This is a genomic window from Methylobacterium nonmethylotrophicum (assembly GCF_004745635.1).
Taxonomy (GTDB): Bacteria; Pseudomonadota; Alphaproteobacteria; order Rhizobiales; family Beijerinckiaceae; genus Methylobacterium; species Methylobacterium nonmethylotrophicum.
Window position 1 is genome coordinate 1 of sequence record NZ_SRLB01000016.1, and the last position, 22,201, is coordinate 22,201.

Annotated in this window: 23 protein-coding genes; 14 read left to right on the forward strand and 9 right to left on the reverse strand. The window is 71.4% G+C overall.

Annotated elements, in window-relative coordinates; genetic code table 11:
* Positions 1 to 175 precede the first annotated feature (175 nt).
* Both cysC and EU555_RS21095 read left to right on the forward strand, forming a co-directional pair.
* On the forward strand, positions 176 to 955 hold the full coding sequence (gene cysC / locus EU555_RS21090; RefSeq protein ID WP_281041297.1) for an adenylyl-sulfate kinase: 780 nt from the start codon (positions 176 to 178) through the stop codon (positions 953 to 955).
* Positions 956 to 1,040: 85 nt separating this feature from the next.
* Positions 1,041 to 1,256, forward strand: a complete 216-nt coding sequence (locus EU555_RS21095; RefSeq protein ID WP_135417211.1) for a hypothetical protein — start codon at positions 1,041 to 1,043, stop codon at positions 1,254 to 1,256.
* A gap of 10 nt (positions 1,257 to 1,266) precedes the next feature.
* Here EU555_RS21095 and EU555_RS21100 read toward each other — a convergent pair whose 3' ends face one another.
* Positions 1,267 to 1,533 (reverse strand): hypothetical protein, encoded by a 267-nt coding sequence (locus EU555_RS21100; RefSeq protein WP_135417212.1) that lies wholly within the window; start codon positions 1,531 to 1,533, stop codon positions 1,267 to 1,269.
* A gap of 263 nt (positions 1,534 to 1,796) precedes the next feature.
* Between EU555_RS21100 and EU555_RS21105 the strand changes: the two genes are divergently transcribed.
* Entirely contained in the window at positions 1,797 to 3,020 is a 1,224-nt protein-coding gene (locus tag EU555_RS21105; RefSeq protein WP_135417213.1) for a sensor histidine kinase, read from the forward strand.
* A gap of 92 nt (positions 3,021 to 3,112) precedes the next feature.
* Here the strand turns inward: EU555_RS21105 and EU555_RS21110 are convergent, their stop codons facing one another.
* The gene (locus EU555_RS21110) at positions 3,113 to 4,450 is read right to left on the reverse strand and encodes an MFS transporter (RefSeq protein WP_135417214.1); all 1,338 of its coding nucleotides are present in this window, start codon (positions 4,448 to 4,450) and stop codon (positions 3,113 to 3,115) included.
* A gap of 46 nt (positions 4,451 to 4,496) precedes the next feature.
* Positions 4,497 to 5,375, reverse strand: a complete 879-nt coding sequence (locus EU555_RS21115) for a shikimate dehydrogenase (protein WP_205820970.1) — start codon at positions 5,373 to 5,375, stop codon at positions 4,497 to 4,499.
* A 188-nt stretch (positions 5,376 to 5,563) separates the two neighbouring features.
* Here EU555_RS21115 and EU555_RS21120 point away from each other — a divergent pair, with 188 nt between their 5' ends.
* Positions 5,564 to 7,495 (forward strand): bifunctional sugar phosphate isomerase/epimerase/4-hydroxyphenylpyruvate dioxygenase family protein, encoded by a 1,932-nt coding sequence (locus EU555_RS21120; RefSeq protein WP_135417216.1) that lies wholly within the window; start codon positions 5,564 to 5,566, stop codon positions 7,493 to 7,495.
* Between the two features lie 310 nt (positions 7,496 to 7,805).
* Here the strand turns inward: EU555_RS21120 and EU555_RS21125 are convergent, their stop codons facing one another.
* Both EU555_RS21125 and EU555_RS21130 read right to left on the reverse strand, forming a co-directional pair.
* Positions 7,806 to 8,693 carry a peptidylprolyl isomerase gene (locus EU555_RS21125; RefSeq protein WP_135417217.1) on the reverse strand — a complete coding sequence of 296 codons (888 nt, stop codon included), beginning with the start codon at positions 8,691 to 8,693 and terminating at the stop codon, positions 7,806 to 7,808.
* A 166-nt stretch (positions 8,694 to 8,859) separates the two neighbouring features.
* Positions 8,860 to 9,186: a hypothetical protein gene (locus EU555_RS21130; protein WP_135417218.1), complete on the reverse strand. Its 327-nt coding sequence runs from the start codon at positions 9,184 to 9,186 to the stop codon at positions 8,860 to 8,862.
* 245 nt (positions 9,187 to 9,431) lie between these two features.
* Between EU555_RS21130 and EU555_RS21135 the strand changes: the two genes are divergently transcribed.
* The 8 genes from EU555_RS21135 to EU555_RS21170 all read left to right on the forward strand — a co-directional run bounded on the left by EU555_RS21135 (position 9,432) and on the right by EU555_RS21170 (position 17,062).
* The gene (locus EU555_RS21135) at positions 9,432 to 12,173 is read left to right on the forward strand and encodes a bifunctional acetate--CoA ligase family protein/GNAT family N-acetyltransferase (protein ID WP_135417219.1); all 2,742 of its coding nucleotides are present in this window, start codon (positions 9,432 to 9,434) and stop codon (positions 12,171 to 12,173) included.
* Between the two features lie 11 nt (positions 12,174 to 12,184).
* Positions 12,185 to 12,841 carry a YoaK family protein gene (locus tag EU555_RS21140; protein ID WP_135417220.1) on the forward strand — a complete coding sequence of 219 codons (657 nt, stop codon included), beginning with the start codon at positions 12,185 to 12,187 and terminating at the stop codon, positions 12,839 to 12,841.
* A 119-nt stretch (positions 12,842 to 12,960) separates the two neighbouring features.
* Positions 12,961 to 13,839 carry an AraC family transcriptional regulator gene (locus tag EU555_RS21145; protein ID WP_245524413.1) on the forward strand — a complete coding sequence of 293 codons (879 nt, stop codon included), beginning with the start codon at positions 12,961 to 12,963 and terminating at the stop codon, positions 13,837 to 13,839.
* 33 nt (positions 13,840 to 13,872) lie between these two features.
* Positions 13,873 to 14,280, forward strand: coding sequence for a DUF2000 domain-containing protein (locus tag EU555_RS21150; protein WP_135417222.1), 408 nt, complete (start codon positions 13,873 to 13,875; stop codon positions 14,278 to 14,280).
* A gap of 273 nt (positions 14,281 to 14,553) precedes the next feature.
* Positions 14,554 to 15,354, forward strand: coding sequence for a sulfur oxidation c-type cytochrome SoxA (gene soxA, locus EU555_RS21155; protein WP_135417223.1), 801 nt, complete (start codon positions 14,554 to 14,556; stop codon positions 15,352 to 15,354).
* A gap of 54 nt (positions 15,355 to 15,408) precedes the next feature.
* Entirely contained in the window at positions 15,409 to 16,080 is a 672-nt protein-coding gene (gene nthA / locus EU555_RS21160; RefSeq protein WP_135417224.1) for a nitrile hydratase subunit alpha, read from the forward strand.
* On the forward strand, positions 16,077 to 16,763 hold the full coding sequence (nthB, locus tag EU555_RS21165; RefSeq protein WP_205820971.1) for a nitrile hydratase subunit beta: 687 nt from the start codon (positions 16,077 to 16,079) through the stop codon (positions 16,761 to 16,763). The genes nthA and nthB overlap by 4 nt, the downstream gene beginning before the upstream one ends.
* The gene (locus tag EU555_RS21170) at positions 16,760 to 17,062 is read left to right on the forward strand and encodes a nitrile hydratase accessory protein (protein ID WP_205820972.1); all 303 of its coding nucleotides are present in this window, start codon (positions 16,760 to 16,762) and stop codon (positions 17,060 to 17,062) included. The genes nthB and EU555_RS21170 overlap by 4 nt, the downstream gene beginning before the upstream one ends.
* Before the next feature lie 254 nt (positions 17,063 to 17,316).
* On the opposite strand, the gene EU555_RS21175 is transcribed toward EU555_RS21170, so the two are convergent.
* From EU555_RS21175 to EU555_RS21185, 3 genes are all read right to left on the reverse strand, one after another.
* Positions 17,317 to 18,189, reverse strand: a complete 873-nt coding sequence (locus EU555_RS21175) for an NAD(P)-dependent oxidoreductase (RefSeq protein ID WP_135417226.1) — start codon at positions 18,187 to 18,189, stop codon at positions 17,317 to 17,319.
* Positions 18,190 to 18,254: 65 nt separating this feature from the next.
* Positions 18,255 to 18,692 carry a tellurite resistance TerB family protein gene (locus EU555_RS21180; RefSeq protein ID WP_135417227.1) on the reverse strand — a complete coding sequence of 146 codons (438 nt, stop codon included), beginning with the start codon at positions 18,690 to 18,692 and terminating at the stop codon, positions 18,255 to 18,257.
* A gap of 261 nt (positions 18,693 to 18,953) precedes the next feature.
* Positions 18,954 to 20,084, reverse strand: a complete 1,131-nt coding sequence (locus EU555_RS21185) for a zinc-dependent alcohol dehydrogenase family protein (protein WP_167858626.1) — start codon at positions 20,082 to 20,084, stop codon at positions 18,954 to 18,956.
* A gap of 217 nt (positions 20,085 to 20,301) precedes the next feature.
* Between EU555_RS21185 and EU555_RS21190 the strand changes: the two genes are divergently transcribed.
* Positions 20,302 to 20,913, forward strand: coding sequence for a hypothetical protein (locus tag EU555_RS21190; RefSeq protein ID WP_135417229.1), 612 nt, complete (start codon positions 20,302 to 20,304; stop codon positions 20,911 to 20,913).
* A 22-nt stretch (positions 20,914 to 20,935) separates the two neighbouring features.
* Here EU555_RS21190 and EU555_RS37105 read toward each other — a convergent pair whose 3' ends face one another.
* Entirely contained in the window at positions 20,936 to 21,199 is a 264-nt protein-coding gene (locus tag EU555_RS37105) for a DUF1127 domain-containing protein (RefSeq protein ID WP_245524414.1), read from the reverse strand.
* Positions 21,200 to 21,304: 105 nt separating this feature from the next.
* On the opposite strand from EU555_RS37105, the gene EU555_RS21200 reads away from it, so the two are divergent.
* On the forward strand, positions 21,305 to 22,189 hold the full coding sequence (locus tag EU555_RS21200; RefSeq protein WP_135417230.1) for a LysR substrate-binding domain-containing protein: 885 nt from the start codon (positions 21,305 to 21,307) through the stop codon (positions 22,187 to 22,189).
* Positions 22,190 to 22,201 lie beyond the last annotated feature (12 nt).

Below are 22,201 nucleotides of genomic sequence, written 5' to 3' on the forward strand. Positions count from 1 at the left end.
TGTGCAGAAGACGTTTCAGCGCCCGGTCCGCGGAAGCGGCCGGCGCCGATGGGTGGTCGTATAGGCCCCGATTCTCGGGCCGTCAACTCCTTCGTGAAAATCGTGCGACAGGCCGATCGGTCGGATGAGCCGGGACGGGTGGGATGGTCGGCCGGGGTCGCACGAGCACAGCCAGATGCGTGGCGATGATGCGCCCGCAGGTGCGAGAGCGCTTGACGCGTGGCGGCAACTTACGGAGAACGCCCCGGCCTCCGACGAGCGGATTAGGCCGATCGGTCGGGTTCCCGGGCCGCAGCGAGGTCCCACGCGAACGATGCTCTGCGGAGGAATCGCTCTGTCGCACTCCCATCATCGACCGGCGATCCACCGGCCCGTCCTCACGCTCGGAAAAGATGCGCGGGCGCGGATCAAGCATCAGAGACCCCTGGTGCTCTGGCTGACCGGCCTGTCGGGCGCCGGCAAATCGAGCATTGCCGACCGGGTCGAGCAGAAGCTCTGGCGATGCGGCTGCCACACCATGCTGCTCGACGGCGATGCCCTGCGATCCGGGCTCAACCGGGACCTTACCTTCTCGGACGCAGCCCGGGCGGAGAACATCCGCCGGACCGCGGAGGTCGCCAGGCTGATGCTGGAAGCCGGCCTGATCGTGATCTGCTCCCTCATCTCGCCGTTCCGGCGCGAGCGGCTGGAGGCGCGCAGACTGTTCGGTGCGGACGAGTTTCTCGAGGTCTTCGTCGACGCGCCCCTCGAGGAATGCATGCGGCGCGACCCGAAGGGCCTTTATGCCCGTGCGGTCGCGGGCGAGATTCCCGACTTCACCGGCATCTCCTCGCCCTACGAGGCGCCCGAATCACCCGAGATCCACCTGCGGACCGATCTCGACGACGTCGACACCCTCGCCGAGCGGGTTCTGGATGCGCTGCGGCAGCGGGGTGCCATCGCCCGCACCGCATGAGGCGACTGCGCGGGACGCGCTGGTCCGATACCGCCTCGCGACTTATGTTGCAGCGCAGCATGCCCGCGAGAATGGGAGCGAAGCGATGGTCGAACTGGTCCCCGTGGCGGAGGCGGCGGGTTTCACGGCGGGTTGCCTCGCCATCCATGCCGCCCGGGACTGGGCCGAGGCCCTGACGCCTGTCCTGGCCTACCTTGTCTTCGCCCTGGCGGTGTGTCTCCTGATCGTCGCCGGCATCCAGCACGCGGACGATCCGGACCAGCTCGTCGCCATGATGACCCAGGCGATGGCGACCTACTGAGGCGCCGCGCTCAGGCGGCCGGGGGCGGTTCCGCGGCCTTCGCCTCCTCAGCGCATTTCAGGCAGAGCTGGCGCTTGGCGAGCAGGGCCGCGACGGCGTACATGCCCTCGAAGCTGACGACGTGGCCGCATTCCAGCACGTTGAGCACCCGCTGATCGGGATGATCGCGCTCCCCTGACGGATAGCAGCGGATCGCCGTCACGCGGCGCATCGGGATCTCAGCCTGCATGGCGATGCCCTGGAACCTCTTCTCGGGGCGGCGGGGACCGCGACCCACGGCGCCCGGGCTCCGTGCCCGGGTCGTGCTGGCCGCTCCATAGCATGGACCGGGCCGGGACGCATGGGGTTAGGCCTTCGGGTGGGGTCGGGACCCTGGGCCGGTCAGGGGATGGCGCGCCTCGCGGTCGGCCCTGTGGCGGTCGGGCCGCCTGGGTCCGTCCGCCGGCTCAGCTTGTGCTCGCGACAGGATGGCGTAAGAGTCCGGCCTCCCGACGTGCCTCAAGGGGAAGGCACATTCTGTTTTTTCGAGAGTCCCGGTGCATGGCGAGTGACGGGTCGATCCGTGAGGCGCAGGAAGCCGGGAATGGCCGGGCCGAGCTGCCGTACCGGCTGCGGCAGCAGGCCCTGATGGGCGCCTTCGCCCGCATGGCCCTGCAGACCCGCGACCTCGACGCCCTGCTGCATCGCGCGAGCGAGCTCTGCGCGGAGGGACTCGGCGCCGCATGCTGCCAGGTGCTGGAATACCGTGCCCGCGACCACGCCTTCGTGATCCGGGCCTGCACGGGCCTCGAGCCCGACCGGGTCGGGACCGAGATGACGGCGGCCGACGAGGCGACGCCGGCGGCCTACGCCTTCCGCACCGGTGCCGGGGTGCTGGCGAACGGCCTTCGCCCCGGCACCGGCGCCGCGCGGGACGGCGCGCGGCTCCACCGGCCGGACGCGCAGCTGCCGCAGGTCCTCGCGGCGGCCGATCGCTGCCACGCCGTCAACGTGCCGATCGCCCTCGGCGACGAGAGCCGGCGCGCCTACGGCGTGATCGAGGCCTGGGGGACCGAGGGACAGGGCTTCGACCGGTCGGATCAGGAATTCCTCGCCGGCTTCGCCGGGCTGATCGGCATCGCGGTCGAGCGCCACCAGGGCGATGCGCGGCTGCGCGACGCCCTCGACCATCAGGTGCAGCTGACCCGGGAGATGAGCCACCGGGTCAAGAACAGCCTCGGGGTGGTGGCCGGCCTGCTGCGGCTGCAGGCCCGCGACGCGCATTCGGACGAGGTGCGCCACGCCCTCGAGGATGCGGGCGCGCGGATCGCCACCGTGGCGGAGGTGCACGATCATCTCTGGCGCGGCATCCACCAGGTCGGCATGGTCGACCTCGCGGATTTCCTGCGCGAACTGGTGGCGAAGCTCCAGGAGGAGGCGCCCGGCCACGCGCTCGCCTGCGAGGCGGACCCGAAGGTGATCAGCGCGGACCAGGCGATCCCGATCGGGCTCGTGGTCAACGAACTGGTGACCAACGCGGTCAAGCACGCCTACCCCCAGGGCACCGGGCCGGTGCGGGTGAGCCTGGCGGTGCGGGCGGACGGCCTGCGCCTCCGCGTCCGCGACGACGGCGTCGGCCTGCCGCCGGGCTTCGAGGTGTCGACGCGCCAGCGCTCGCTCGGCCTCAAGATCATCGGCAGCCTGATCCGCCAGCTCGACGGGTCCTTGAGCACCGTGGCGGACGGGCCGGGGGCGGAGTTCGTGCTCGACATCCCGCTGGCCTGAGCGCTCGCCCGGGCTCCTGTCGACGACAGCAGGACAGGCCCGCCGCCTCGCAATCCGAGGCGGCGGGCCTGTCCCGGTCGCGGCGGGGCGCCTCAGCGCTTGCCGAGCAACTCCATCGGCGTGCGGTAGGTCTCGCGCGCCGTGACGATCGAGGCCGCCGCGACCGCCGCCGTGGCGGTGACGAAGGCCGCGACCGGGACCCAGCCGGTCGGGCCGGTGCCCAGCAGCGCCGCGCTGATGACCGGGGCGAAGCCGCCGAGGGCGAAGCCGATCTGGGTGCCGATCGCCATGCCGGACAGCCGGACCTTGGTGTCGAACATCTCGCCGTAGAGCGACGGCCACACCCCGTTGGCGGCGCTGTAGACGACGCCCGAGAGCAGGATGCCGAAGCCGAAGATCAGCGGCAGGTTGCCCTGGCTGATCGCCCACATGTAGGGCCAGATCAGCGCCGCGGAGCCGAGCGCGCCGACGATGAAGACCGGGCGGCGCCCGATGCGGTCGGACAGCGCCGCGAAGGCGGGAATCGCGCCGAGCGCCACGACGTTGGCGAGGATCAGCACGGTCAGCATCGTCGACCGGTCGATCTGCATCGTGTTGACGGCGTAGGACAGGGTGAAGACGCTGAAGATCGTGCTCACCACCGAGACGAGCGCCGCGAAGATCACCCGCAGCACGTCGGCCCACTGGGTGCGGAACAGGATCGCGACCGGCAGGCCCTCCGTCTCGGGGGCGTGCGCCTGCTGCTCCTTCTCGAAGACCGGGGTCTCCGGCAGGGTGCGGCGGACCCAGAAGCCGACCGCGACCACGACGGCGCTGAGGAAGAACGGGATGCGCCAGCCCCAGGACAGCATCTGGGCCTCGGGCAGCTGCGTGACCGGCAGGAACACCAGCGTGGCGAGGATCAGCCCGGCCTGCGTGCCGCTCAAGGTGAAGCTGGTGAAGAAGGCGCGCCTGTCGGCGGGCGCGTGCTCGAGGGTCATCGAGTTGGCGCCGGCCTGCTCGCCGGCCGCCGAGATGCCCTGGAGCAGGCGGGCGATGACCAGCAGGATCGGCGACAGGATGCCGAGCTGGTCATAGGTCGGCAGGCAGCCGATCATGAAGGTCGAGAGGCCCATCAGGAGCAGCGTGAAGGTGAGCACCTTCTTGCGGCCGAAGCGGTCCCCGATATGGCCGAGCGCCACCGCGCCGAGCGGCCTTGTGATGTAGGCGACCCCGAAGGTCGCGAACGAGGCGATCGCCGCCGCCTGCGGGTTGTCGGGCGCGAAGAACAATTTCGGGAAGATCAGCGCCGCGGCGGTGCCGTAGATGAAGAAGTCGTAATACTCGACCGCGCTGCCGATCCAGCTCGCGAGCGCGGCCTTCCTGGGGGTTTTCACGGTCTCGGGCTCGGCGAGCACCGCGCCGGTCACGGGGAAGACGGAGGAGGTCATCGGGCGTTTCCTGCGGGAGGGGAGAGAGAGGACGAGGCCTGTTGGCTCAGGCGGCTGTGCTGGGGGCGGTCTGCCCGAGTTCGGCGAAGTGCCGGAGCATCCGCTCCGGGTTCGGGGTCAGGCCGGTGATGAGCCGGAACGCCTCGACCGCCTGGAACACCGCCATGCCGCCGCCGTCGAGGGTGCGGCAGCCGATCCGCCGGGCCTCGCGCAGGAGCGCGGTCTCGAGCGGGAAGTAGACGATCTCGGCGACGAACAGGCCGGGATGGAGGTCTTCCGCCGGAAGCGGCAGGCCCGGATACTTGTCCATGCCGGTCGGCGTGCAGTGGACGAGGCCGTCGGCCGCCGCGACCTCGGATGCCAGATCGGTGCAGGCCCGCGCCCGGCCGGGGCCGAAGCGCTCGCACAACGCGGCGGCAACGGAGGCCGCGCGCGCCGGGTCGATGTCCGACAGGACGAGGTCCTGCACGCCGAGGGTCAGGAGGGCGTGGGCCACCGCCGCGCCGGCGCCGCCGGCGCCGAGCTGCACCACCCTGTTCAACGCCACATCCGGCAGGCCGCGCCGGAACGCCTCGGCGAACCCCCACCAGTCGGTGTTGTGGCCGATGCGCTTGCCGTTACGGAGCACCACGGTGTTGACGGCGCCGAGCGCCGCCGCGTCGGGCGACAGATCGTCGAGGTGCGGGATCACCGCCTGCTTGCACGGATGGGTGATGTTGAGGCCCGAGAAGCCCATCCGCTCGGCGGCCTGCAGCAAGGCGGGCAGCGCCTCCGGCCCGAGGCCCAGGCGCTCGAGGTCGATGGTCTGGTAGAGCAGGCGCAAGCCCTGCGCGTCGCCCTCGTGCTCGTGCATCGCCGGCGTGCGGGAAGCCTGGATGCCGCTCCCGATCAGGCCGGCCAGGATGGAGGGACGGGCAGCGCCCATGGCGCGGGCTCCTCTCGAAGGTGCGTTCCTCGGATGGCGCATTTGCATCGCGCTTGAATCCAAATGTACGAACCAGTACGTTCAAGTCAACCCGAAAAAGCGGCGGGCCATGGGGCCGCCGGTGCGGGCTCGACGGAACCGGCCCCATTTGCGATGGAGAGCCGGCGGTCACGGAGGGGGAGAGCACGATGAGGAAGTCGATCGCCACGGTGTCGTTGAGCGGCACGCTGATCGAGAAGCTGGAGGCGATCGCGGCGGCGCGCTTCGACGGGGTCGAGATCTTCGAGAACGACCTCCTGTTCCACACCGGCGCCGCCCGCGACGTGCGCCGCTACGCCTCCGACCTCGGCCTCTCGATCGACCTGTTCCAGCCGTTCCGCGATTTCGAGGGCGTCTCGGACGAGCAGCTGACGCGCAACCTCGACCGGGCCGAGCGCAAGTTCGACCTGATGGAGGAACTCGGCGCGCCGCTCGTCCTGGTCTGCTCCAACGTCGGCACCGAGGTGTCGGACGACGACGCCCGGATGGCCGATCAGCTCTACCAGCTCGCCGAGCGGGCGGCGAAACGAGGCCTCAAGATCGGCTTCGAGGCCCTGTCCTGGGGCACCAAGGTGCGCACCTACGACCGGGCCTGGCGCATCGTCGAGCGGGCGAACCACCCGCATCTCGGCCTGATCCTCGACAGCTTCCACACCCTCGCGCTGCCCGACGACTGGTCGGGCATCGCCGGGCTGCCGGGCCAGCGGGTGTTCTTCGTCCAGCTCGCCGACGCGCCGCGCATCGGCATGAACCCGCTGACCCTGAGCCGCCATTTCCGCTGCCTGCCGGGCCAGGGCGACCTCGACGTGCCGGGCTTCCTCCAGGCGGTGCTGGCCTGCGGCTATACAGGCACGATCTCGCTCGAGATCTTCAACGACGACATGCGGGCCGCGCCCCCGCGCCAGACCGCCGCCGACGGGCACCGCTCGCTGCTGTTCCTGGAGGAGCGGGTGCGCCGCACCGAGGAGGCGGCGGCACAAGGCCCCTCCCCTGCCGGTTCTCCCATCAAGCGGCCCCGCCGCCGGGTCGAGCTGTTCGATCCGCCGCTGCCGCCGGCGATTTCCGGCCACCGCTTCATCGAGGTGGCGGTGGACGAGCGCTGCGAGGGGGCGCTGGCGCATCTGCTGGGTCAGCTCGGCTTCACGCGGCTCGGCCGGCACCGCAGCAAGGCGGTGACGCTCTACGGCCAGGGCGAGATCCGCATCGTGCTCAACCGCGAGCCGGATTCCTTCGCCTCGTCCTACTTCCTGATGCACGGCCCCTCGGTCTGCGCCCAGGCGATCGCTACCGACGACGCGCTGGCGGCCCTCGGCCGCGCCGAGGCCTACGGCGCCGCCCGATTCGGCGGGCGGATCGGGCCGGACGAAAATTCCTTCCCGTCGATCCGGGCGCCGGACGGCAGCCTCATCATCCTCACCGATCCCCAGACCGGGGGCGATTTCGAGCGCGACTTCGTGATGGAGGAAGGCGCCGAACCGGCGGGCCTGCTGACGCGCGTCGACCACGTCGCGCAGGCCCTGCCCGACGGCCACCTCGATTCCTGGGTGCTGTTCTACCGCGCGGTCCTCGGCCTGGAGCCGGAGGACGCGGTGGTGCTGCCCGACCCCTACGGGCTGGTGCGCAGCAAGGCGATGTCGAACGCCGAGCGCACCATGCGGCTGCCGCTCAACATCTCGGAGAGCCGCAACACCGCCACCGCGCGCCTCGTCACGAGCTTCGCGGGCGCCGGCGTGCACCACATCGCGCTCGCCACCGACGACATCTTCGCGGCGGCGGAAGGCCTGAAGGCCGCCGGCGTGACGCTGCTGCCGATCCCGGCCAACTACTACGACGACGTGGCGGCCCGCTTCGGCCTCGACGACGCGCTGATCGCCCGGATGCAGAGCTTGAGCATCCTCTACGACCGGGTCGGCGAGGGCGAGTTCCTGCACCTCTACACGACGCCGTTCGAGGAGCGGTTCTACTTCGAGATCGTGCAGCGCAAGGGCGGCTACGACCTGTACGGCGCGCCGAACGCGCCGGTGCGGATGGCGGCGCTGGCCGCGTTGCGGGGGCCGAACCTGTCGCAGGTGCTGCGGTAGAACTTGGTCTCGGCCGTCGAAGACTTAGCGCGATCCCCCTCTCCCGTCTGGGAGAGGGGTTGGGGGATCGAAGAGCCCGCGTGAGGATGGCTCGGCGTCCGAAGTGTTCCGAAGTGTTCCGAAGTGTCGAGCCGGGCGGTGGCACGGTTCGATCTTCTTGCGGAAGCCGAGCCACCCTGCGCGGTCTTCGATCGCCCCTACCCTTCTCCCGAACCTTGCAGCGATACCGGGCAAGCCCGGCATCGCCTGGAGAGGGGATCCCGCGATTTACCGGATTCGTGTGTTTGTTCGACGAAGCGAATCTAAGCGCTCAGTTCTTCTTTTCGTCCGCCTTCGGCGCCGCCGCGGTCTTCTCGATCTTGGCGCCCTCGCGCAGCTTGGTGATGATGTCCTGCTGCGTCTTGCGGGTGAGGTAGGCCTCGACCTGCTCCTTCATCTCGTCGAAGCTCGGCACCGGCTTGGTGCGCTTCTCCTCGACCTTGATGACGTGCCAGCCGAACTGGGTCTTGACCGGGTCCGAGAGCTTGCCGGCCTCGAGCTTGAAGGCCGCGTCGGCGAAGGGCGCGACCATCCGCTCCTTGGTGAACCAGCCGAGATCGCCGCCCTCGGCCTTGGAGCCGGGGTCCTTCGAGGTCTCGGCCGCGACCTTGGCGAAGTCCTCGCCGCCCTTCAGGCGCGCGGCGATCTTCTTGGCCTCGGCCTCGTTGTCGACGAGGATGTGGCGGGCATGCACCTCCTCCTCGGGCTTCATCGCCTTGACGGTCTCGTCGTAGAGCGCCCGCTCGGCCTGCGGCGTCACCGCCTTCTTGGCCTCGCGCTCGAGGTACTCGTCGAGGAGGAGCTTGTCGCGGAAATAGGCGAGCTTGCGGACGAAGTCGGGGTTCTCGCCCACCTTGGCCTTTTCGGCCGCCTGGGCGCCGATCTTCAGGTCGACCATGTAGTCGACGAGCAGCCCCTGCTTCTGCGCCTCGTCGACGCCGGGCAGCGACAGGGCCGGGTCGTCGGCCGCCACCGCGAGGTCGCCGGCGGTGATCGACGCGCCGTTGACCTTGGCCACCACCGTGTCTGGCGACGGGGCGGCGGTGGGAGCGGCGGCAGGCGCCGGCGCTTGCGCGAGCGCGGCGCCCGGCAGGAGTCCCGGCACGAGGAGCCCGAGGGCGAGCGCGCCGTTGCGCCAGAGGGGGGAGAGGGTCGGCATGGCGTGATCCTTGAAGCCCGATCCTTGGGGCCCGTGCGCGAGGTCGGTTGAAACCGGCGGACAGGTGGCAAAGATCGGCCGACAAGACAAGCGGCGTGCACGCCGCAGCGGCAAGGCCGGGGCAATCGACGTCCCCGCGGATCGGCGACCCGCGGGGGGTGAGCGCTCAGAAGCCGGTCGAGGCGACCTCGACCCGGTCGCCGCGGCGGGAGAACGCCACGGAGGCGGCGGCGCCGTCGCGGGTGCCGGGCACCGAGAAGCTGACGACCTGGTCGGAGGCGAGCGTCGTGACGACCCGCAGCGGCGTGGCCGCGGCGGAGTCCGTCGGCGCCAGGGTGGCGACGACCCGCAGGCCGTCCTTCTCGATCGTGTAGTAGGCCGAGCCGCGCACCGGCCCGAGATCGAGGCTGTGGGCCTGGCGCGGACGCAGCTCGGAGGCGCCCGCCATGGTGGCGAGGGCGAGGCCGAGAGAGGTGAGGGCGAGGAGACGCATCGGTGGTCCTGGGGGTTCTGTCCGGCGCGGGGAGCGCGTCCGGAAAGCCGGGATTCGCCGGGAGCCGCCAGTATGGACGCGCCATGCTGCGCCGCAATAGAAACATTTTGCAATGCAGCAATGTCAGCAGGAAGGATTGTTTCACTCCGGGGCCGGGACACCGCACGGTCACCCCTGCCGGCCCGTGACCTGCACGGGCCCTGCCCTACCTGCCGGGCGAACCGCCCGCCACACGCGAGCCCCGCATGAGCACCTACCGCTTCGACAGGCTCCTCGCCCCGCATTCCGTGGCGCTGGTGGGCGCGAGCGCGCGGCCGAACGCGTTCGGCGCCGCGATCCTGCGCAACCTGCGCGAGGCCGGGTTCAGGGGACCGATCTGGCCGGTGAACCCGCGCCATCACAGCGTCGACGGCGAGAAGGCCTTCGCCGCCCTCGCCGACCTGCCCGAGCCCGCCGACCTCGTGGTGATCGTGACGCCGCCCGAGACGGTGCCGGACGTGGTCGAGGCGGCGGGGCGCCGGGGCTGCGGCGCGGCCTTGGTCATCACCACCGGCCTCGGCAGCGGGCCGGCTTCCCTCGCCGAGGCCGCCCGGGCGGCCGCCCGCCGCCACTCCCTGCGCCTCGTCGGTCCCGACAGCATGGGGCTGGCGATGCCGGGCGCGGCGCTGAACGCCAGCCTGCTCGCCCGGGCGCCGCTCGCGGGAGACCTCGCGCTGATCTCGCAGTCGCGCACGGTCGCGGCCGGCATCGTCGCCTGGGCGCAAGGACGCGGCACCGGCTTCTCGGGGATCGTGTCGCTCGGCAACGCGCTCGACGTCGACATCGCCGACTGCCTCGACCACTTCGCGGCCGACGTCCACACCCGGGCGATCCTGCTGTCGATCGGCACCGTCGCGGATGCGCCGAAATTCATGTCGGCGGCCCGGGCCGCCGCGCGGGCAAAGCCCGTGGTGGTGCTGCGCTCCGGCCGGCACGACGGCGCCCGCATCCTCGACGGGCGCGCCGCCACCCATACGGGCATTCTCGCCCGCACCGACGCGGTGTACGACGCCGCGTTCCGCCGCGCCGGGCTCTTGCGGGTGCAGGACCTCGACGAGATGTTCTCCGCGGTCGAGACGCTCGGGCGCCAGCGTCCCTTCCCGGGCCGGCGCCTGGCGATCCTCGCCAATGGCCGCGGCGTCGGGGCGATCGCGGTCGACCGGCTGATCGACCTCGGCGGCACCCTGGCGGGGCTCTCGGGCGAGACGCGGAGGCGCCTGGCCGCCGCGGTGCCGGGGACGGAGCCGGAGGCCTGGCGCAACCCGGTCGATATCGGGGCCGATGCCGACGGGCCGCGCTACGCCGCGGCCCTGGAGGCGCTGATCGCCGACCGCGACAACGACGCGGTTCTGGTCATCAACGTGCCGACCGCCCTCTCGGGCGGCAGCGCGGTCGCGACCGAGATCGTCGAGGCCGTGAGGCGCGGCCGCAAAGGGAGCTTTCGCGCCCGGCCGGTCTTCGCCGTGACGGTGGGCGACGAGGTCGCCGGCGAGATCCTGAGCCGGGCCGGCATCCCGCGCTTCGCCACCGATGCCGACGCGGTCGAGGGCTTCACCCATCTCGTGCGCTACCGCGAGGCCCAGGACGACCTCACCACCACTCCGGCCGTGCTGCCGGACGACCTCGTGCCGGATGCGGGTGCGGCCCGGATGATCGTCGAGGGCGTGCTCGCCGAGGGGCGGACCTGGCTCGACCCGCGCGAGATGGCGGACCTGCTCTCCGCCTACGGCATCCCGACCCAGCCGGTGACCCTGGTGCCCGACGCCGATGCCGCGGCGGAGGCGGCCTGGCCGATCATCGCGGCGGGCGGCACGGTGGCGCTCAAGCTCGTCTCGCCGGACGTGGTGCACAAGTCCGATGTCGGCGGCGTGCGCCTCGGCCTGTCGAGCGAGGCGGCTGTGCGGGATGCCGCGGCCGAGATGCTGGCCCGGGTCGCCGCGGAGCGGCCGGAGGCCCGGGTCACCGGCTTCGTCGTCCAGGCGATGCTGCGGCGCACGCAGGCCCGCGAGCTGATCGCCGGCCTCGTCGACGACCCGGTCTTCGGCCCCGTGGTGGTGTTCGGCCGCGGCGGCACCGCCGTCGAGGTCATCGACGACCGGGCGCTGGCGCTCCCGCCCCTCGACCGGCGGCTCGCCGCCGACCTGATCGGCCGCACCCGGGTGGCGCGCCGGCTCAAGGCCTATCGCGACGTGGCCGCCGCGGACGAGGCGGCGGTCGCCCTGGTGCTGGTCAAGCTCGGCCAGCTCGCCGCCGACCTGCCGGAGCTGCGCGAGCTCGACATCAACCCGCTGCTCGCCGACCGCGACGGCGTCATCGCGCTCGACGCCCGCGCCGCCGTCGCGCCCCTGCCGCCGGAGCGCCGCCGCGACGCCGGCACCGGCCCGAGCCACGCCCGCTTCGCCGTGCGCCCCTATCCGCGCGCCTGGGAACGCCGCATCGACCTCGAGGGCCAGGCGATCCTGGTGCGGCCGGTGCGGGCGGAGGACGAGGGTCTGTTCGAGGCCTTCTTCCGGCAGGTGAGCGCCGAGGACCTGCGCCTGCGCTTCTTCGCGCCGGTGCGCGACTTCAGCCACGCCTTCCTGGCCCGCCTGACCCAGCTCGACTACGCCCGCGCCATCGCCTTCGTGGCGATCGAGGAGGCGACCGGCACGATGATGGGGGCGGTGCGCCTCCACGCCGACGCCAACCACGAGACCGGCGAATACGCGATCCTGGTCCGCTCCGACCTCAAGGGCCTCGGCCTCGGCTGGTCGCTGATGGGGCTGATGCTGGACTGGGCGCGGGCCGAGGGCCTGAAGGTGGTCGAGGGCCAGGTGCTGCGCGAGAACACCACCATGCTGGCGATGTGCCGCAAGCTCGGCTTTACGGTAAGGACCGACCCGTCCGATCCCGACCTGATGCTGGTGCGCCGCGCCCTCACGCAGGAGAGTGCCGCGCCCGAAGCCTGAACTCTCCCCGCATGCGCGACACCCACCCCCTCGACATCGTCTCCGGCCTGCTCCTCACCGCCGCCGCCGGCTTCGTCGACGCCGTCGGCTTCCTGCGGCTCGACGGGCTCTACACCTCGTTCATGAGCGGCAACTCGACCCAGTTCGCGGTCTCGCTGGCGCAAGCGGGCCATCCGGTCGCCTGGGAGATCGGCCTCCTGTTCGTCGCCTTCCTGGCCGGCGGGTTCACCGGCAGCCTGGTCTCGCTGCGCCTGCCGGGCCGCTGGGGTTCGGCCGCGGTGCTGGGCCTCGAGGTCGGGCTCCTCGTCGTGGCGCTCTCCACGGTGCTCAGCCCGGCTTTCCAGGGCCCGGCGGCGGCGCTGCTCGCCGCCGCCATGGGGGCGCAGAACGCGGCGCTGCGCCGGAGCGCGGGCTTTCGCCCTGGCGTCACCTTCGTGACCGGCACCCTGTTCAGCCTGAGCCACACCCTCGCCCAGGCCGCGACCGGGACCGGGCCGGCCTTCGGGTGGGTGCCGGATGCCTGCACCTGGCTCGCCCTGGTGGCCGGGGCGGTGGCGGGCGGCCTGGCGTACCGGGGCTACGGGCTCGAGGCACTGGTGGTGCCGGTGATCGGGGTCGGGCTGGTGCTGGCGCTGGCGGTGGGGCGGGCGGTGCGGACGGGGGCGTGATCGACAGCTTTCCCATCCCGAAAGCCGTTTGATAGGCTTTCATCGACAACCGCTCCCACCCGCGACCCCATCCTGAGGTCGCGGGTGGGAGAAGCCGAACGACGCCGGTGGGACGGGCATTGGACGACGATCATCTTTCCCCATCGCGATGCCCCGCCGCGGCGCCCCGCGGCGTCGTCCACCTCCGGCGCGACCGCGCCACCGGCATCGAGGCGGTGACGGCCCGGTTCCTCGGCCACGCCTACGACATGCACCACCACGACGAGTGGCTGGTCGGGGTGACGCATGCCGGGGTGCAGGACTTCTATTGCCGCGGCGCGCGCCGGCAGAGCACGGCGGGGCGGGTGATCCTGATCGAGCCGGGCGAGCGCCACGACGGGCGGGCCGTGACCGAGCCGGGCTTCCGCTACAGCATGCTGTACCTGCCGCAGGGCTGGCTGCGCCGCGCGATGGGCGGCAGCGATGCCGGCCTCGGCTTTCGCCGCACGCTCGCCGACGACCGGCGCCTCGGCGGGGCCATCCGGAATGCCTGCCATGCGGTGTTCGACGCCGCGTCGCCGCTCGGGACCGACGCGGCCCTCGACGATCTCGCCGCCCGGCTGCGCCGCCACCTCGGCGCCGCGGCCTCCGCCCCGGCACCCGAGGGCGACCCCGTAATCGCGGAACGGGCGATGGCCTTCCTGCGCGCCCACACGGCGACCGCGTTCGGCCTCGACGACCTCGCCCGCGCCGCCGGCGCCGCCGACCGGTTCCAGCTCGCCCGCATCTTCCGCCGGCGCTTCGGCACATCGCCCCATGCCTGCCTGGTCGAGCTGCGCCTCGCCCAGGCCCGGGCGCTCCTGCGCGCGCAGGTGCCGCCGGCGGAGGCCGCGCTCGCGGCGGGATTCGCCGACCAGAGCCATCTCGGCCGCTGGTTCCGGCGTGCCTACGGGCTCACGCCTGCCGCCTACAGATCCGGGCGCACGAACGTTCCAGACGTCGCCCTCGGGCTCGGCTAGGCCTGCGCGGATCACCCGCAGGGAGCCTCGACGATGTTCGACACCAAGGTGGCCATCCTGGTCCGCGAGGACCTGGCCGTGTGGCAGAAGCTGAACGTCACCGCCTTCCTGGCGACCGGCATCGCCGGCGCGGCGCCCGAGGCGATGGGCGAGCCGTATCTGGATGCCGCCGGCCGCCGCCATGCCCGGCTGCTGGGCCAGCCGATGCTGATCTTCGCCGCGAGTGCCGAGGTGCTGCAGCGGGCCTGGCAGCAGGCGATCCAGCGCGACCTCACCCGCAGCGCCTATGTCCGGGCGATGTTCGAGACCGGCCACGACGCCGCCAACCGCGAGGTCTTCCGCGCCGAGCCGGCCGACGCGCCCGACCTCGTCGGCCTCGCCCTCCACGGCCCGAAGAAGGACGTCGACAAGGCGACGAAGGGCGCGTCGCTGCATCCCTGACGGGCCGAGGCCACGCCGACGGCCGGCACCGGGACGGTGCACCGGCAGGCGCGTCCGCCGCGTCGTCTCGGGTCCCGGCGGCGGAACCTGGATGACCAGCAGGGCGGCAAGGGGCAAGAGGGCGAGCGGAAGAGTGGAGCGCAAGAGAGGCGAGGGAGAGCGACAGCCCTATGCGCCGTCGCGAGCGGGGAGAGCGGGCCCGATGTGCAACCGCGCCCGCCGCATTGTAGGCTCGCCCCCGAACCCCGGTCGGCCACGAGGAACGCCCCCAGCATGCGCAGAACGCGAGGACGCACGCTCGGCCGCCGCGTCCGCGCGGCGCCGCTGCTCGGCGCGGCGCTGCTCGCAGGCGGGGTGGCGGCGCAGGGCATCCCGGTGCCTGAGCGTCGCTCCGGCTTCGACCAGATGGCCCCCGAGACGCGGGCGATGCAAGCCGACGACACCGCCAATCCGGGTATGCTGTGGGTGCAGGACGGGGCGGAGCTGTTTGCGCGGGCCCCCTCCCCCGCTGCGCCCGCCTGCGCCGGCTGCCACACGGAGGCGGCGATGCGCGGCGTCGCGGCCCGCTACCCGGCCTGGGACGAGGCGACGGCCCGGCCGGTCGACCTCGAGGGGCAGGTCAACCTCTGCCGCACCCGCCACCAGGCGGCGACGCCGCTGCCGCGGGAGGGACGCGACCTCCTGGCGCTCACCGCCTACCTCGCCAACCTCTCCCGCGGGCTGCCCGTCGCGCCCCCGTCCGATCCCCGCCTCGCACCCGCCCGTGCCGAGGGCAAGGCGCTGTTCGAGACGCCGATGGGCCAGCTCGGCTTCTCCTGCGCCGCCTGCCACGATGCCCATTGGGGCCGGCGCCTCGGCGCCAGCACGATCCCGCAGGGACATCCGAACGGCTATCCGCTCTACCGGCTCGAATGGCAGGACCTCGGCTCGCTGGAGCGGCGCCTGCGCAACTGCCTCACCGGCATGCGGGCCGAGCCGTTCACGCCCGGATCGCCCGAGGCGGTGGCCCTTACCCTCTACCTGATGCAGCGCGCCGCGCCCCTGCCCGTGGAGAGCCCGGCCGTGCGTCCGTGACGGTGGCGGCGCGGGATCCGCGCGCGTATCCTCGCAGGCTCCGGGAGGCTCCGCATGGCGCAAGACCACGACTCGCACGATCGCCACGACCATCATCATCACGACCATGACCACGACCACCCGCACGGCAGCGAATTGTCGCCGATGGACCTGCGGGTGCGCGCCCTCGAATCGATCCTGGTCGAGAAGGGTTACGTCGATCCGGCCACCCTCGACACCCTGATCGAGACCTACGAGACCAAGGTCGGGCCGCATAACGGCGCCCGGGTGGTGGCGCGGGCCTGGGTCGATCCCGCCTTCAAGGCGCGCCTCCTCCAGGATGGCAGCGCGGCGATGCGCGAGCTCGACGTCGGCGGGCGGGGCGGCGAGCACATGGTGGTGGTCGAGAACACGCCCGAGGAGCACAACCTCGTCGTCTGCACCCTGTGCTCCTGCTACCCCTGGCCGGTGCTCGGCCTGCCGCCGGTCTGGTACAAGTCGCCGCCCTACCGGTCCCGCGCCGTCATCGACCCGCGCGGGGTGCTGGCCGAGTTCGGCACGGTGCTGCCGGCCGAGACGCGGATCCGGGTCTGGGATTCGACCGCCGAGCTGCGCTACATGGTGCTGCCGATGCGCCCGCCCGGCACGGAAGGCCTCGACGAGGCGGCGCTCGCCGACCTCGTCACCCGCGATGCGATGATCGGCACCGGGCTCCCGCTGAGCCCCGACCAGGGGGCACGCGCATGAACGGCGGACAGGATCTCGGCGGCATGCAGGGCTTCGGGGCGCTCGGCCTCGAGGCGGACGAGCCCCGGTTCCACGCGCCCTGGGAGCGCCGGGTCTTCGCGATGGCGATGGCGATGGGGGCCACCGGCACCTGGAACCTCGACGCCAGCCGCGCCGCCCGCGAATCGCTGCCGCCCGGCGAGTACCTGACCTCGAGCTACTACCGGATCTGGTTCCGGGCGCTGGAGAAGCAGGTGCAGCAGCACGGCCTCGTCGAGGCCGGCGAGCTCGCGGCCGGCGCGGCGATGACGCCGCCGGCCCCGATCGACCGGGTGCTGAAGGCCGAGGAGGTGGCCCCGCTCTTCGCCCGCGGCTTCCCGAGCGACCGCCCGGTGGAGACGCCCGCCCGCTTCGCGGTCGGCGACGAGGTGCGGGCCAAGGTCGTCAACCCGGCCGGCCACACCCGGCTGCCGCGCTACGTCCGCGGCCGCACCGGCCTCGTCGAGCGGATCCACGGCGGCTTCGTCTTCCCGGATTCGAACGCCGCCTTCGCCGGCGAGGCGCCGCAATGGCTCTACACCGTGCGCTTCTCCGCGATCGAATTGTGGGGCGAGGACGCCGATCCGGGCCTGACCGTCTCGGTCAACGCCTTCGAGAGCTACCTCGAGCCGGCCCGGGCGGTCGAAGGGACCTCCCGCGCATGAGCCGCCCGCCGGAAAGCCCGGTCTTCGCCGCCCCCTGGGAGGCGCAGACCTTCGCGCTCGTCGTGTCGCTGCACGATGCCGGCCTGTTCACCTGGTCGGAATGGGCCGCGGCCCTCGGCCGGGCGGGCGACCGGACGGCGGATTACGCGCTCTGGCTCGAGACGATCGAGGGGCTGATCGCCGCGCGCGGACTCACCAGCCCGGCCGCCCTGGAGGAGCGCCGCGCCGCCTTCGCGCGGGCGGCCGCGGCGACGCCGCACGGGCAGCCGATCCTGCTGGAGAACGATCCGGGGGCGTGAAGCCGACGATCTTGTCGAGCCTGACCGCAAGTCGGGCCGGCGCTTCCACAACTCACGACGTCATCCCGGGGCCGCGCAGCGGAACCCGGGATCCACAAGCGCTGACCCCCAAGTATGAAGCGGACCCCATTTCACCTCTTTCCCCAACGTCGGCGGTTATGGATCCCGGGTTCTCGGCTGCGTCGAGCCCCGGGATGACGTTGTGGGGTGGATATGTGGCGGTCGCCTTGTCCGCTTTCGTCACCGAATGGTTATTATCGTGCTGCCCGCCGCAGCGACACGGTCGCCAGCGCCGCCAGGTCCTTCTCGCCGTCGCCATGCGCGAGCGCATCGAGGAGGCTGTCGCGCAGGACGCTCGCCAGCGGCATCGGCACCCGGGCGGCTTCCGCCGCGGCGAGCGCCAGGCGCACGTCCTTGGCGCCGAGCGCGAGGCCGAAGCCGGGGGGCTCGTAGCGGCCCGCGGCGATCGACGCGCCGTAGTTCTTGTAGACCGGGGCGGCGAAGATCGTGTTCGTCAGGAGGTCGAGGAGGTCGGCGGCGCTCACCCCGTGGGCCTGCGTCAGGGCGGCGGCCTCGCCCATCGCCTCGATCGCCGCGACGATCATCATGTTGCCGGCGAGCTTGACCGCGTTGGCCCGGGCCGGCGCCTCGCCGAAGCGCCAGGTCCTGGCTCCCATGGCGTCGAAGAGCGGCTGGGCGCGGGACACCGCCTCGTCCGGGCCGGCCGCCAGGATGTTGAGCTTTCCCGCCTCCGCGACGTCGGGCCGGCCGAACACCGGAGCGGAGACGTAAGCCACGCCCGCCCGGCCGTGCACGGCGGCGAGTTCCTCGGCCAGCGCGACCGAGATGGTGCTGGTGCCGATATGGAGCCCGGGCCTCTCGCCCTGGTCGAGCAGCCCGCCCTCGACGATCACGGCGCGCAGGGCCGCGTCGTCGGCGAGCATCGTCACCGCCGCGTCGCCCCGGAAGGCCTCGGCCGGGGTCGCCACCGGCTCGGCGCCGTGGGCGCGCAGGGCCTCCGCGGCCTCGCCCGAGCGGTTCCAGACCCGGACCCGGTGGCCCGCCCTCACCAGGTTGAGGGCCATCGGCCGGCCCATCCGGCCGAGCCCGAGAAATCCGACATCCATCGCCACACGCTCCCCATCCTTCGGGTTGGGGAGGAGATATGGCGGTAACGCGCGGCGTCAGGCCCTCACACGCCCAGCAAAGCCGCCTTCTCGACACCGAGCACGCCGGCGATCTCGCCGAGGGCCTTGTGCTCCAGCTCGCTGATGCCGCCCTGGTCGGCGACGTCGGCGGCGATCAGGAAGACGTCCTGGCGCTGCTCCAGCGGGCGGTCGGCGATGGCGCCGACGAAACGCAGGTTCTCGACCCGGCCGGCCCGGCTCTTCGCCCGGGCGATCGCCTCGTGCAGCTCCTGCTCCAGCTTCAGCACGCTGTAGGACTTCTGCAGGATCGGGTTGTTGCTGAGGTCCTTGAGCGCCGTCTCGATCTCCTCTTCGTCGATCTCCTGATCGGCCAGGATCACGGTCGCGGCCGCCGAGCAGGCGGCATGGAGGAAGGCGATGTCGCCGGCATAGGACATGACGACCCGGCCGAACCGGGAGAAGGCATCCTGAAACAGCCCCATGACACGTCCTTAGGTGAAAAGTCCTTCGGGCCGGGTGGAGCCGGTCCCTCGTCGCGGCAGATCTGCCATCGATGCATGGACGCGCGCCCAACGACAAGTGCAGCACAACCGCGCCCCACCGCCGGAACGGCCGAGCGTGCCGGCTCTGCGCAGAAAAACCCGGGGGCGTGCTCCGCCCGACACGCTGCCGCGCCGCACCGGCGATCATCCCGGCGCGGGTCGGACGGCAGCTCGCGTGACGGAGGGGCTTGCGGGGATGCCCTACATGGCGATGACCTGGCGGATCGCCTCGCCGCGGTCGAGCCGGTCGAAGCCCTCGTTGATCTGGTCGAGGGTCAGGGTGCCGGTCATCAGCTTGTTCACCGGCAGGCGGCCCTGGCGGTACAGGGCGATGTAGCGCGGGATGTCCCGGGCCGGGACGCAGGAGCCCATGTAGCTGCCGCGCACCACCCGCTCCTCGCCGACGAGGCCGACCGGCGGCAGGGTGAAGGTGTGGTTCGGGTTGGCGAGGCCGGCGGTCGCCGTGGTACCGCCGCGGCGGGTGATCCGGTAGGCGGTGTCAAAGGCCTTGACCGACCCGGCCATCTCGAGGGCGTAATCGACGCCGCCGTCGGTGGCGTCGCGGATCGCCGCCACCGCGTCGGGGTCGGAGGCCAGGAAGGCGTCGGTGGCGCCGAGTTCGCGGGCGATCCGGAGCTTGTCCTCGGACAGGTCGACCGCGACGACGCGGCCCGCCCCGCAGGCGACGGCCCCGATCAGCGCCGAGAGGCCGACGCCCCCTAGGCCCACCACCGCGACGGTCTGGCCCATCTTGACCTGGCAGGTGTTCACCACCGCGCCGACGCCGGTCATCACCGCGCAGCCGAACAGGGCCGCCTCGACGAGCGGCACCTCGGGGTCGATCTTCACGATCGAGCGGCGCGAGATCACGGCATATTCGCCGAAGGCCGAGACGCCGCTGTGGTGGCTCACCTCGGCGCCGTCGCAGCGGATGCGCTTGGCACCCGACAGCAAGGTGCCGCGGGCATTGGCGGCGTTGCCGGGCTCGCACAGGGCGCCCCGCCCCTCGCGGCAGGGTGCGCAGCCGCCGCAGGTCGGCACGAACGACATCACCACGTGGTCGCCGCGCTTGAGGTCGGTCACGCCGGCCCCCGGCTCCTCGACGATGCCGGACGCCTCGTGCCCGAGCGCCACCGGCACCGGCCGCACCCGGTCGCCGTTGATGACCGAGAGATCGGAGTGGCACAGCCCGGCCCCGGCGATCTTCACCAGCACCTCGTCCGGGCCCGGCGGATCGAGCTCGATCGTCTCGATGCGGAGCGGCCGGGTCTCGGCGTAGGGCCGCGCGACGGGGGCGTGGTGCAGCACGGCTGCGCGAAAGCGAAGGGACACGATTTATCCTCCCGGCGGGGCACGTCCGGCGGCCCCGTGCCGGATCAGGCTGGCAGCGGTGCCGCGGCCGGTCAACCGGCCTCCTGAACGCAAACGAACCCCATCCTTATCGTTCGTGCTGACCATAGCACAACCTTGATTAGGATATCAAAAACCACCTTGATTCCAATCTGTTGAAAAATGTAAATTATCCAGTAAATCTCCTTGAGGACCTGACATGACAAAGAAACAACTTAAAACAAGATGCGCAATAGTTATTTTCTATCTCCTGAGCTTAGTTGTGCTGGCAATCATAGATAAAACCAGCTTTTCTCGCGCTGTCTATGGACATTTGAGTGGAGAAATTTATGTGTTTATGAAGGAATTTTCTTCGATGTTAATCGCGGCAGCAGCAGCGTATCTTGCGTATTGCTTTTCTCGAAGGCAAATTTTTATTGCCTCGCTAAGAGAATTATGGAAGATGTCGGTAGAGGCTAAAGGCAAATTATTACAATATACCCACTTACAGTCGCCGACACAGAAAGATTTCGGTGAAGCATACACCGCAATATCAAGCACGATTGATAACATGAGATCAGTTTATAGAAACGTAAAAGAATCTGACGAGCGCGTGGGCTTATTTCCTTTTGAGGCGCTGCACGACATGAGAAAATCGCTTGAAAGAATTGGATTTATAAATGTCACATGGGCCATTAGGAAAAATGAGAGACAAAATATTATTCAAGCCTGGAATTCGTTCAGATTTGTATTTCTAAAGGAATTCCAAGCACCTGAGCCGACCTACTCGATAACCAAAAGAAATTCAAAGGATCCAAGGAAGATAGACTAGAATAGTCATAAAAATTGTAAAGTCAGTCGTCGCACGCGCCGGCCTGCCAGAACGGGCGGCGCGCCTCGGCCAGCGCCTCGCGGCGGGTGAGGCCCACATCCGCCAGGGTCTCGTCAGTCAGGAAGGGCAGGTCGTGCCCGAGGCGGCGGCGGGCGGTCCAGCGCCGCAGCCAGCGCCGCAGGATCGCGATGCCGGAGAGATGCGGTTCGTGCGCGCGGCTCACGGTCGGCTTCCCCGGCGAGCCCGCGACGCGGTGCAGCGGGAACGGGATGACGGTGGCGGCCACGACGAGTCTCCTCCTGTGTCGGACGCTCCCCTGCTACCGGACTGGGTCTGCTCCGTATATTGAGTTCTTCAGCGCGCTTCGTGCGCGACGCTCACGAAGGGGACCATGCGCCACCTGCCGCCCCTGTCCGCGCTGCGCGCCTTCGAGGCTGCGGCGCGCCTCGGCTCGATCACCCGGGCGGCGGACGAGCTCGGGCGCACCCACGGGGCGGTGTCGCGCCAGGTGCGGGCGCTGCAGGACCATGCCGGCACCGCCCTGTTCGAGAAGGCCGGCACCGGCCTGCGGCTGACGCCGGCCGGCGAGGCGTTCCGAACCGTTGTGGCGGGGGTGCTCGACGACCTCGAGCGCGGCTACCAGCGCCTGCGCGATGCCGGGCGCGGCCCGACCGTCCACCTCGCCTGCGGGGCGACCTTCGCGATGCGCTGGCTGGTGCCGCGCCTGTCGGGCTTCTACCGCGAGCGGCCGACGGTGCAGGTGCGGCTCTCGATGACCTCGGCCCGGGAGATCCGCGACGAGGGCGCCGACCTGGTCCTGACCTGGGACCGGCTCGCCCACCCGATCCGCGACGAGGCGCGGGCGATCCGCCTCGGCGACGTGGCCTTCGGGGCGGTCTGCGCCCCGGATCATCCGGCCCTGGCGGATGGAGGGCGGCTCCTCGCCGGGACCCGGATCGGCCACGACTACACCCCGCATTCCTGGCCGGCCTGGGAGGCCGCCTCGGGCTGGCGCGTCGTGGCGGAGCGGGAGATCGCCTTCCCGCATAACGGCCTGTGCATCGAGGCCGCCCTGTCGGGCCTCGGCATCGCCCTGGTCGAGCGGCTCCTGGTGCGCGACGACCTGGCGGCGGGCCGGCTCGTCGCGCCTTGCGGCTTCCACGTCTTTCCGGACGGCTTCGCGGTCCTGCCGGCGGCCGACCGGCCGCTCTCCCCCGCCGCCGCGGCCTTCGTCGACTGGCTGCGGCGCACGCTGGCGGCGGAGGGCTCAGCCTGATGAGCCCTCCGC